This is a genomic window from Pseudomonas sp. TH10 (assembly GCF_016651255.1).
In the GTDB taxonomy this organism is placed as follows: domain Bacteria; phylum Pseudomonadota; class Gammaproteobacteria; order Pseudomonadales; family Pseudomonadaceae; genus Aquipseudomonas.
In genome coordinates, this window is the sequence record NZ_JAEKEG010000068.1 from 24919 (window position 1) to 35557 (window position 10639).

Here is a 10639-nt window from a genome sequence, read left to right on the forward strand (position 1 = left end):
AAGCGTTGTTCGCAGGCTCGATGCCGATTGTCTGGTTATTTTGCGATTGCTTGTCCCGCGCACCGCGCGGTAATCAGCTTTCGGCTTCGGGTTATACGGATGGGCATTAAACAAAAAAGCGACCCGCAGGTCGCTTTTTTCCAGCATCGGGGCTTTACGCTGCGGCTTTGCGCAACGTCGCCATGAACGCTGCCGCGCCGATAAACAAACCGGCAAACGTGCGGTTCATGCGTTTCTGCTGCTGGGGAGTACGCAACATGCGCAGCACCTTGGACGCCAGGCCGGTGTAACCGGCCATGACGATCAGGTCGACGCAGACCATGGTGGCGCCGATCACCACGTACTGGATCAGCAGCGGTGCATGTGGATTGATGAACTGCGGCAGTACCGCCAGCATGAACACCAGTGCCTTGGGGTTGCTGATGTTCACCAGAAAACCACGGAACACCAATGCCAGCGGCTTGCCGATCGGCCGCACCGCCGCGTCATCGCTCATGTCCATAGGCAGCGCACGCCACTGCTTGATCGCCAGATAAACCAGGTAAGCGACACCGAACCATTTGATTGCATGGAACGCGGTAGCCGAAGCAGTCAGGATCGCGCCAACGCCGGCGCCGACAATCGCGATCTGCACCGCCAGGCCGATTTGCAGGCCGAGGGCGTTCCAGTAGCCACGCCAGAAACCGTATTGCAGACCGCTGGACATCGACGCAATGGCGCCAGCGCCCGGAGAAAGACTGATCACCCAGCAGGCGGCGAAAAACGCCAGCCATGTTTGAAGCTCCATCGCACACCTCGACCGAGACTCTTTTGACAGGTCTCTAAGCTAATGCGGCTCGGGGGGAAAAGCAAAAGATCGCAGCCTCCGACAGCTCCTGCATGGAAACGCGCCTCCTGTAGGAGCTGCCGAAGGCTGTGATCTTGTGATCTTGAGGATTACTTCTCGAACCCGCTCGAAGGAAACACATCACTCCCCCGCCACCGCCGAACCGAACGCTGGAAGAACAGGCTGTTGGGCACTTGCACCATGGCACTGCCGGTGCCCAGCTCTTCGGCCTCGATCAAGGTGGTGTAGAGCAGATTGATCGCGATCACCCGCCCCTTCACGCCCGGCTTGTCGGTGGTATCGACCAGTTCGACCACGTCGCCAATGCGAAACGGCCCCACGGTGAAGATCAGGATCGCGCACAGCAAGTTGGACAGCACGCTCCACATGGCGAAGAACGCCACCGCCGCGACCGCAACAAAACCGGACAATGCTGTCCACAGCACTGTCGCGGACACGCCCAGGCGCTCCAGCACGAAAATCAGCGCACTGCCCATGATCAGCCAGCGCAGGCCGCCTCGCAGCGGCAGCAGCAGCTGAGGGGGAAACGGATAACGCTCCCCAGGCGGGTCAGGCATTTGGCGACAAAGCGCTGGGCGATGTAACCGGCCAGCAGGATCAGCAGAATCTGCACGCCGAGCCAGATCGGCTCGATCCACACGGCTGGCAACGGCAACTGGAACGCTTCCATCAGGACAGCGCCTCCAGCTCCGCTTGCATGCTTTCCAGGGTTTCCAGCGCTTCCATCCACGCCTCTTCAAGCTCGGCTTCGCGCACTTTCAGCTTGGCTTGTTCGGCCAGCAGATCACGCAATTCGTGCTTGCGCGCCGGCTCGTAGATGTCACTGTCGCCGAGGCTGGCATCGACCTTGGCGAGCTTCTCGTGAAGCTTGCCCAGCTCGGCTTCGAGCTTGTCGGCTTCACGCTTGTGCGGCGCCAGTTGCTGACGCAGTGCAGCGGCAGCCTGACGCTGAGCCTTCTTGTCGGTCTTGTCCGGGTTGACCGGGGTGTTGCTGACCGGCGCATTGCGCTGACGGTATTCCACCAGCCAACGCGCGTAATCTTCGAGGTCGCCATCGAACTCTTCGACCTTGCCATCGGCAACCAGATAGAAGTTGTCGGTGGTGCTCTTGAGCAAGTGCCGATCGTGAGACACCACCAGTACCGCGCCGCTGAATTCCTGCAACGCCATGGTCAGTGCCAGGCGCATTTCCAGGTCGAGGTGGTTGGTCGGTTCGTCGAGTAGCAGCAGGTTCGGACGTTCCCAGGCGATCAACGCCAGGGCCAGACGAGCCTTTTCGCCACCGGAGAAATTCAGCACCGGCTCGTCGATCCGCGCGCCACGGAAGTCGAAACCGCCGAGGAAGTCACGCAAGGTCTGCTCGCGCTCGGTCGGCGCCAGTCGCTGCATGTGCAACAACGGGCTGGCCTTGGAGTCCAGCGAATCGAGCTGATGCTGAGCGAAGTAGCCGACCACGGTGTTCTCGCCACGGGTCAGGCGCCCGGCGATCGGTGATAGCTCGCCGGCAAGGTTCTTGATCAGCGTCGACTTACCCGCGCCGTTCGGGCCGAGCAGACCGATCCGCGCACCCGGGGTCAGTTGCAGCTTGACCTTCTCGAGGATGGTTTTATCGCCGTAGCCCAGACGCGCGTCGGACAGGTCGATCAGCGGGCTGGAGATCTTGGTTGATTCGCGGAAGACGAAATCGAACGGCGAATCGACGTGGGCCGCCGACAGCTCTTCCATCCGCTCCAGCGCTTTGATCCGGCTCTGCGCCTGACGGGCCTTGGTGGCCTGGGCCTTGAAGCGCGCGATGTAGCTTTCCATATGCGCTCGCTGCGCCTGCTGCTTCTCGTAGGCCTGTTGCTGTTGGGCCAGGCGTTCGGCACGGGCGCGTTCGAACGCGGTGTAGCCGCCGCGATACAAGGTGATTTTGCGCTGATCGACATGCGCCACGTGGTCGACGACTTCGTCGAGGAAATCGCGGTCGTGGGAAATCAACAGCAAGGTGCCCGGGTAGCTTTTCAGCCACTCTTCGAGCCAGATGATCGCGTCGAGATCCAAGTGGTTGGTCGGTTCGTCGAGCAACAACAAGTCCGACGGGCACATCAAGGCCTGCGCCAGATTCAGACGCATCCGCCAGCCGCCGGAAAAATCACCGACCTGACGATCCATCTGCTCATTGGTGAAACCGAGACCGGCGAGCAATTTGCGCGCGCGCGCATCGGCGGTGTAGCCATCGGCGCTGTCGAGTTCGGCGTGCAGGCGGGCCTGCGCGGCACCGTCATGGGCAGCCTCGGCGGCAGCGAGGTCACGTTGCACCTCGCGTAGACGCAGGTCGCCATCGAGCACATAGTCGACCGCCAGACGCTCGAGCGTCTCGATTTCCTGGCGCATATGGGCGATGCGCCAGTCGGCCGGCAAGTAGCAGTCACCCGAGTCCGGGTGCAATTCACCCCGAATCAAGGCGAACAGGCTCGATTTGCCGGCGCCGTTGGCACCGATGAGGCCGGCTTTGTGGCCGGCGTGCAGGGTCAGCTCGGCGTCTTCTAGCAGACGTTGCGGGCCACGCTGTAAAGTCAGGTTCTGAAGTCGGATCATAATGGCGGCGGAGTCTACCAGCTTCGCTCACAACTGGCGCGAGTAGCACGATGTCCTCTGACCTGTGGAGCTTTTCCCTTGCCACCTACGCGAGGCCCGGCGCTGAGCGGGCGTGCCTGCAACTGCAATCGGCGGGCACGAACGTGTGCCTGCTGCTGTGCGGATTGTGGCTGGAACACCGAGGGGTAGTCTTTAACGAACTGCGATTGCTGGAACTGCGGGAAGTAGTCGAAGGCTGGGATGCGGGCGTGATTCAGCCCCTTCGTGCATTACGCGGCCAATGGAAAGCCGCCGCAGCTGACGATACAGACCTCAATATCTTGCGGGAAAAAGTCAAGGCGCTGGAACTTGAAGGTGAGCGGATTCTTTTGTCGCGACTGGAAAAAACCGCGCAGCAGTGGCCGCAGAATGACAAGGCCGGATCAACGGCCTGGCTGGAAGGTGTCGCGGCGGACACCACCAACGTTGGCCGCGACGCGCTGCATCAGCTGCGCGTCGCGGTGACCGGCACTTAGGAAGCGCTGGTTGGGGTAGTGCCTGTGTTCGACGATGCAGCTGGCGTTGGCGCCGCCGCAGGGGCCGAAGTGCTGCCGGTGGTTGGCGAAGCCGGACCTGAGTTCGACGATGATGCAGGCGCTGCCGGCTTGGCAGCGGGGGTCGAAGTCGGCTTCGCAGCGGCGGGTTTTTTCACCGCTGGCTTGGCTGCAGGTTTTGCAGCTGGCTTGGCCGCAGCTGGTTTTGCAGCGGTGGCTGGCTTGGCAGCGGCAGCAGGTTTCGCAGCGGCCGTTTTGGCAGCAGGCTTGGTCGCCACTTTTGCAGCAGGTTTGGCGGCCGGCTTGGCAGCAGGTTTCGCCGCGGCCGGTTTAGCTGCAGCAGGTTTGGCAGCAGGCTTCGCGGCTGCAGTTCTAGCAGCTGGTTTGGCTGCTGCGCTTTTTGCTGCAGCCGGTTTGTTAGCGGCAGGTTTGGCAGGCGCTTTTGCAGCAGCGGTTTTGGCAGCAGCTGGTTTTGCCGCTGCGGATTTAGCAGCAGGTTTGGCTGCAGCGGTTTTCGCCGCCGGCTTGGCTACCGGTTTTGCCGCAGCAGTTTTGGCCGCTGGCTTGGCAACTGGTTTTGCCGCAGCCGATTTAGCAGCCGGCTTGGCAGCACTGGCAGCCACTGGTTTTTTAGCAGCCACTTTCACCGGTGCTTTCGCGGCTGGTTTGGCAGCAGCCTTGGCGGGTGCTTTTGCAGCTGTCGATTTGGCTGCGGCTTTCTTGGCAGGTGCCGCAGCAGGCTTGGCCGAACGCAGGGACAACGCCTTGCCGACAGCCTCTTGAACACGACCGACACCCTGGGCCAGTTTCAGGCTTTCCTGGGCATCACGCTTGAGTTGCAGGATGTAGTTGCGGGTCTCGGATTGACGATCCTTCAGGGCATCGAGCAGGTCTTCGAGTTCTTTCACTGCGCCTTTGGCTTTGGTCTGCGCCTTGGCTTTACCGGCGGCAGCTGCGTCCTGCAATTTGGTGCGGGATTTGTGCAGTTTTTCTTGCGCCTTGCCGCGTTGCTTTTCCAGTTTGGCGAGCAATTTTTCAGCATCAGCCAAGGCTTGCGAGCAAGCGTTTTCCAAATGCTCGAGCAAGCTGCCCGAGAGTTGTTGGAGTAAGTGCAACGGAGTATTTACAGGCTTCTTGGTGGCCGACATGGTTTACCTCCTGGCTGACGTGAGTGCGGCTCATACTAGACCTCTGCTGCTACCGCCGCTAGGTCATCTTGACAGTATCAATTCCGTTGCGTTGCACCTGACAGCAAAACTTCTGCTCCCGCCCGAAAGCAGTTCACCGTTGCAGACGTTTGCGCTGGCATAATCCACCGCATCTCAGGTTGGAGAGTGCCCATGTCGCGCTACCTTTTTTTATCCCTCTGCATGGTTTTTTCGGCGGCCCAGGCCGACGACAAAACCACCGCGAATGACGCTCACGATCTTGCTTACAGCCTCGGCGCCAGCCTCGGCGAACGGCTGCGTCAGGAAGTCCCGCAGCTACAGATTCAGGCGTTGATCGAAGGCTTGCAGCAGGCCTATCAAGGCAAGCCGCTGGCGCTCAGCGAAGCACGCATCGAGCAGATTCTGGCCGATCACGAATCGCAGAATGCCGAGCAACCGACAGTGCCGCAAAGCGAAATTGCCCTCGAAAAAGAACAGCGTTTTCTCACCGAGGAAAAGGCCCGACCTGGCGCTCGGGAAATCGAGGACGGCATCCTGCTGACGGAACTGACGCCAGGTGCCGGAGCAAAGGCCGGTCCGAATGGCAAGGTACAGGTGCTGTACATCGGACGCCTCCCCGACGGCACGGTGTTCGATCAAAACAGCCAGCCGCAATGGTTCAGCCTGGACAGCGTGATCTCGGGCTGGCGTACGGCGCTGCAGAACATGCCGGTGGGCGCGAAATGGCGACTGGTGATTCCATCGGCGCAAGCCTATGGCGCCGAAGGTGCCGGGGACCTGATTGCGCCCTTCACGCCCCTGGTATTCGAGGTGGAATTACGCGACGCGAAAGGCTGAATTCCGGGCACAAAAAACGGCGCGCCAAGCGCACCGTTTTTTAAGGTACTGCACAAAGAAATTCAGGCCTGAACCGGATCTTCTTCCTTGTGTGCTGTATGCAGCACTTCGATCAGGCAATCTTCAAGCTCAAAGCGCTCGTGGAGCAGACCGCCGAGTTCCTTGAACTTCTCGACAACGCACTTGCCTTCATCGCACAGATCGTTGAACGCGAGCAGTTTCTCGGTGATGACGTCGATGCGCGGGTAGAGCGTTTCGGCAAGCTCGAGACCCCGCTTGTCGTTGAACGCCTTGGCTTCGCCCGTCAGCTGTTCGTAGATTTCGAAGTGCCCGGCCGACACGTAATCGACCAGCACACCGCAGAATTCCTGCAAGGGCTTGCGGCTCTCGCTCAGCGCCTCGGGCTTTTCGCCGAGATCGTCATAAGCCCGCACCAGTTCGTGACGCTCCTGCAACCAGCGATCGATCAGCAGATGCACTCCACCCCAACGTTCCTGAGCATTCTGACAACTTTCGAGCATGGCGATCTCTCTTCCCTTGTGGGTCATGCTGCTCTACACCCGCGCCTCTCTTCTGGTTTATCGCTTGGAGGGCGGCCGGGCAGAGCGTCATCGAGCAACATAAATCCAATGACACGTGCGGGCCAGATTATGCCCGCACGCCTATGGCTTCAAGGTACGCAGGAGATAAAGTTCATACAAGTGTTTAATCCCTGACCAGCCCTCGGTGCGACGCTTCGCCGCTGAGCGGTCGCCGAAAGGTGCGCCACAGAAGCCCGAGCGGTTGAAAAACAACCACAATTGTCACTGCAAAGAAGAACAGCAGGCTCCACTCCGGGATGCTCAGATCGAACAGCGTCCATGAAATCTCGGCACAATCGAAAGTACCTTCGAACATCTGCTTCAGTGCGCCCGACCAGGATGTATTGGCAAAAGCATCAGCCAGGCTCGCGGAGCAGTCGGACAGGTGATGCAGCGGATCGCTCTGCAGCACGACTTGACGCCATGCCGTAACCGTTCCCGCCACACTGCTGATCAACACCGGCAACCCATACACCAGCGTACCCGCACGGCCAGGGCCATGCAGGCAAGCAGACAAGCACACCCCCGTGAGCAACCACAGGCAGCCGCGCTGCAGGATGCACAGGCCGCACAGCCTGAGGCCGACTGCGTATTGCAGGTAATAGGAAATGCCTAACGCCAGGGCACCTGCGACGAAAACCATGAAGAACAAGGAGCGTGTGCGGGCCAAAGACATGGCATTTCCGTAACAGTAAGAGACAGGCAATTACGTTAGAGGAAAGCGCGCGGATCTTTCAAGGTACTACAGCAGGGAGAGTTCCACAGCGAGGGTGGGAAACCACGACAGATGCGCTAGGATCTGACGTAACCGTCTGTAGGAATAAGCCGACTCGGCACATTGAGGGGAATAATCTGACAGCAGCAGGGTGCTTTTTGACGAGGGAGCGAGCCCCCTCATCTCGAGCTCCCTACCTCGAACTCAAGCGCGGATCCGTACGGGTAACGGTGCCGCCAGCAAGCGTTCGTCCAGCAGGCCCAACCCTTCCTGGAACAGCTGATTGCTGCGTTCGGTATCACCCAATTGCGCCAGCAACCGCGCCAGTTCTGCACAGGCTTCCGGATTACGCTGCACTCGCAGGCTGCTCTCCAGATAGTCTCGCGCCTTGCCCCATAAACTGCTTTGCAGGCACAGGCGGCCCAGTGTCAGGAGCAGGCTCGGATCGGCCGGATGATCCTTGAGCCAGCCCTCGGCGGTTTGCAGCTGCCGCACCGGGTCGCTACCGCGCACGAGCCCGTAAAGACGCGCCAGGTGGCTGTTGTAATCACGCTTGAGCGCTGTGCGCAGCACCTCTTCCGCTTCCACCTGGGCACCCAGTTGGCGCAGCTGCTCGGCGTAGGCCAGCACCAGTTGCGGCTCCTGGCGCTGGGCCGATGTCAGCTTCTGCCAGGCGCTGTTGAGCGACTGCAGGCCGACAGTGCCGTCCTCTTCCCGCTGCGCTGCCAGGGACAGGTTCTCACCCCAGGCACGGCGTTCCAGGTCGGCCAGCTCGGCAGGTGGCAGTACCTTGTCCTTGCGCAATTCCGGCAACAACCGGATCACTGCCGACCAATCGCCCCGTTGTTGATGCAGGCGTTGCAGCTGGCGCAACGTCTGCACGTTATGCGGATGGCGCTCGTGCATGGCTTGAAGCGTCGCCAGGGCACCCTCGGTGTCGCCTCGATCGGTCTGCAGTTGCGCATGATTCAAGGCAATCGCCAGCTCGGCCTGTGGTTGGCGCTCGAGCGCCCGCTCGAGCAGGTTGTCGCTCTCTTCGTACTTGCCTTGTTCGTTGGCCGCGCGGGCAGCGCCGAGGTAGTAAAGCAGCGGTTGGCGCTCGGCTTCCGCAGCTCGATGCAGGTGACGCTGCGCACTGGCCCAGCGGCCCTCGGCCAGATCCAGCTGGCCATGTTCGATCGCGACCTGCACGCGGCGACTGCGATTGCGTCGCGACCAGGGATTGACCACGCCACTGGATGTCATCACCAGTTCGATCAGCGCCTTGATGCCCCAAATCACCAGCCACAAAACGGCCACCAGCGCGAGGGTAGCCCACAGGCTCGATTCGAAACGAAAGCTCTTGTAGGCGATCAGCACGTAGCCGGAATGCTCGGCAATCGCCAGGCCCAGCGCGGCCGCAGCAGCTATCACCAGAAACACGATCACATACAGGCGTTTCATGGCGTGGCCTCCTGCGCGGTGTCAGCGGCAGGCTTGGCCATCGGCTTGACGGAGTCCTCGGCGTTGACGTTGCGTCGCTCCAGGTACCCTTGCACCGCGCTCAGTGCGCCAGTGAGGTCCGGGGTCACCACGGTCACCGGCTGTTTGCTCAGCTCACCCACCTGCTCAAGCATCACTTTGCTCTGCGGGTTGTCCGGGTTGAAGTTGCCCTTGAGTATGTCCCGGGCTTCGGCCAGGGCCTGGGTGTACACCGGGGCCTGACCATTCAGTGCAGCCCACTGGGCTTGCTCCAGGGCCAGGCTAAGCGCCAGGCGCACCTGGCTGAGGCTCTGGCCTGCCAGCAATGGGCGAACATTCTTGTCGGCGTTGAAGTCGAGGCGGATGTAGCGCGAGATCTGGTCCCACCATTGAGCCCAGCGGCTTGCGCCATCGCCATCGGCGGTCAGGCCCAGCAACGACTCGCCACGGTCCTTGTACTCCGGCGCCAGCTCGGTGAGGTTAATCACCTGGTCGCGCAATGCGCCCAGGCGCAGGAACAGTCCGGTGCGGTCCGGCTGCTCGGTGCTGCGCAGCGCGACCAGGGTCTTGGCCACTTGCTCGCGGGCAGCGAAGGAGCCCGGATCGTTCTGTTCGCGCAGAATTTCGTCGGCACCCTGGACCAGGGCCTGAGCGCTGCTGATGTCCTGCAAAGCAGACAGACGCAGGCTGGCGAGACGCAACAAATGCTCCGCCTCAGCCAGGCGCCAGTCCTTGCGGCTGGCACCGAGGATGGTCTCCAGGCGCTGGTTCAGGCGCTGCTGATCGCCTTGCAACTGAGCCACCAAGCGGCTGCGGGCTTCAAGTTCATCGGCAGGGGGCAGTTGCTCCAACCGAGCGCTCAGGCGTTGCTCATTGAGCTTCAAGCTCTGCGCCTGATCGTTCAGCGCCTGCACCTGACCCAACTGCTGTTGAGTGTTGCTTTGCAGGTGGCGCACCTGCCAGACACCCCAGCCACCGATCGCAACCCCGGCAGCACCGAGCAACAGGGCGACGATGGCCAGTCCATTGCCTCGGCGCTGCACGGGAGCAGGAGGTACGGTATCAATCGGATCTTCAACCGGGGCATGCAGCACTGGCTGGACGTCATCTTTAGGCAAGGCTGTTTCGCTCACGTATCCATCCTTTGCATTAGAGAACGGGTTCGGGATGCTCCCGTAACGCCGTCAGCAAGGCCGCGGCACTGGCGCCACGACAATCCACAACTATTTGCGCCCCGGCAGCACGTGCCATTTCGGCGACCCGGGGGCTCGGTACAAACAACGGCAACTGCGCCAAATGCGGCCAGGAATCGCCAGCCAATTGATGCAAGTGCTCAAAACCCTGTCCACTGCTGACCACCAGCCCGTTCAAGCGTTCCGCGCAGATCCGCTCAGGCAGCGTTGCCGGCGGGTAGTGGGGCAATTCGCGACGGTACAACTGCAGATACTCGACACTAGCACCAAGCCCGCGCAAACGCTCAGCGAGCAACTCGCGCCCGCCCTCCCCGCGCATGATCAACACACGCGAAGCAGGCCCGGCGATTGCCTGGCGAAACGCGTCATGCTCAAGCAATGCTTCGCTGTCATCGCCCTGCTCGGGAAAGCTGACGTCCAGACGATGCTTATCGAGTATCTGCGCGGTAGCCGCGCCGACGCTGAACCACTTCAAGGCCGGTGGCTCTGGCCAATACTGGCTGAGCAACTCGACGGCGATCCTGGCGGCGGGTTTGCTGACCACGATCACCGCATCGAAGCGATCCAGCCTCTGGATCACCTCGCGCATGTTGGCAGAAACGGGAAGAGGCTCTATGTCCAAAAGCGGCAAGCTGCTGCTGAAAACTCCCGCGTCCATCAACACGCCAGCCAGTGCCATCGACTCATCGGCTGGACGCGTCAGCAACAGGCGCCAGCAAGTCA

General features: G+C 61.1%; 10 protein-coding genes and 1 pseudogene. 2 read left to right on the top strand and 9 right to left on the bottom strand.

Annotated elements, in window-relative coordinates; translation table 11 throughout:
* Positions 1 to 154 precede the first annotated feature (154 nt).
* From JFT80_RS10940 to JFT80_RS10950, 3 genes and pseudogenes are all read right to left on the bottom strand, one after another.
* On the bottom strand, positions 155 to 787 hold the full coding sequence (locus tag JFT80_RS10940; protein ID WP_201147871.1) for a LysE family transporter: 633 nt from the start codon (positions 785 to 787) through the stop codon (positions 155 to 157).
* 149 nt (positions 788 to 936) lie between these two features.
* A pseudogene (locus JFT80_RS10945) lies at positions 937 to 1517 on the bottom strand (mechanosensitive ion channel domain-containing protein).
* Positions 1517 to 3427, bottom strand: coding sequence for an ATP-binding cassette domain-containing protein (locus JFT80_RS10950; RefSeq protein ID WP_201147872.1), 1911 nt, complete (start codon positions 3425 to 3427; stop codon positions 1517 to 1519). Before JFT80_RS10950 ends, JFT80_RS10945 begins: the two are co-directional and overlap by 1 nt.
* 50 nt (positions 3428 to 3477) lie before the next feature.
* Between JFT80_RS10950 and JFT80_RS10955 the strand changes: the two genes are divergently transcribed.
* Complete coding sequence (locus JFT80_RS10955) at positions 3478 to 3942, top strand: TIGR02444 family protein (RefSeq protein ID WP_201147873.1); 465 nt, start codon at positions 3478 to 3480, stop codon at positions 3940 to 3942.
* On the opposite strand, the gene JFT80_RS10960 is transcribed toward JFT80_RS10955, so the two are convergent.
* Positions 3939 to 5108 carry an AlgP family protein gene (locus JFT80_RS10960; protein WP_201147874.1) on the bottom strand — a complete coding sequence of 390 codons (1170 nt, stop codon included), beginning with the start codon at positions 5106 to 5108 and terminating at the stop codon, positions 3939 to 3941. The two genes, JFT80_RS10955 and JFT80_RS10960, sit on opposite strands and share 4 nt — an antisense overlap.
* Positions 5109 to 5300: 192 nt before the next feature.
* Between JFT80_RS10960 and JFT80_RS10965 the strand changes: the two genes are divergently transcribed.
* On the top strand, positions 5301 to 5966 hold the full coding sequence (locus JFT80_RS10965) for an FKBP-type peptidyl-prolyl cis-trans isomerase (protein ID WP_201147875.1): 666 nt from the start codon (positions 5301 to 5303) through the stop codon (positions 5964 to 5966).
* Positions 5967 to 6028: 62 nt separating this feature from the next.
* Here JFT80_RS10965 and rsd read toward each other — a convergent pair whose 3' ends face one another.
* From rsd to JFT80_RS10990, 5 genes are all read right to left on the bottom strand, one after another.
* Complete coding sequence (gene rsd, locus JFT80_RS10970) at positions 6029 to 6487, bottom strand: sigma D regulator (protein ID WP_201147876.1); 459 nt, start codon at positions 6485 to 6487, stop codon at positions 6029 to 6031.
* A gap of 184 nt (positions 6488 to 6671) precedes the next feature.
* The gene (locus JFT80_RS10975; protein WP_201147877.1) at positions 6672 to 7223 is read right to left on the bottom strand and encodes a disulfide bond formation protein B; all 552 of its coding nucleotides are present in this window, start codon (positions 7221 to 7223) and stop codon (positions 6672 to 6674) included.
* A gap of 243 nt (positions 7224 to 7466) precedes the next feature.
* Complete coding sequence (locus JFT80_RS10980) at positions 7467 to 8705, bottom strand: heme biosynthesis protein HemY (protein WP_201147878.1); 1239 nt, start codon at positions 8703 to 8705, stop codon at positions 7467 to 7469.
* Entirely contained in the window at positions 8702 to 9856 is a 1155-nt protein-coding gene (locus JFT80_RS10985; protein ID WP_201147879.1) for a uroporphyrinogen-III C-methyltransferase, read from the bottom strand. The genes JFT80_RS10980 and JFT80_RS10985 overlap by 4 nt, the downstream gene beginning before the upstream one ends.
* Before the next feature lie 16 nt (positions 9857 to 9872).
* Positions 9873 to 10639 (bottom strand): uroporphyrinogen-III synthase (locus JFT80_RS10990; RefSeq protein ID WP_201147880.1); only part of this gene is annotated, 767 nt, incomplete at its 5' end.

Coding starts and splice junctions, on each gene's coding strand:
- JFT80_RS10940 (WP_201147871.1), bottom strand. CDS start 787: ATGGAGCTTCAAACATGGCTGGCGTTTTTCGCCGCCTGCTGGGTGATC.
- JFT80_RS10950 (WP_201147872.1), bottom strand. CDS start 3,427: ATGATCCGACTTCAGAACCTGACTTTACAGCGTGGCCCGCAACGTCTG.
- JFT80_RS10955 (WP_201147873.1), top strand. CDS start 3,478: ATGTCCTCTGACCTGTGGAGCTTTTCCCTTGCCACCTACGCGAGGCCC.
- JFT80_RS10960 (WP_201147874.1), bottom strand. CDS start 5,108: ATGTCGGCCACCAAGAAGCCTGTAAATACTCCGTTGCACTTACTCCAA.
- JFT80_RS10965 (WP_201147875.1), top strand. CDS start 5,301: ATGTCGCGCTACCTTTTTTTATCCCTCTGCATGGTTTTTTCGGCGGCC.
- rsd (WP_201147876.1), bottom strand. CDS start 6,487: ATGCTCGAAAGTTGTCAGAATGCTCAGGAACGTTGGGGTGGAGTGCAT.
- JFT80_RS10975 (WP_201147877.1), bottom strand. CDS start 7,223: ATGTCTTTGGCCCGCACACGCTCCTTGTTCTTCATGGTTTTCGTCGCA.
- JFT80_RS10980 (WP_201147878.1), bottom strand. CDS start 8,705: ATGAAACGCCTGTATGTGATCGTGTTTCTGGTGATAGCTGCTGCGGCC.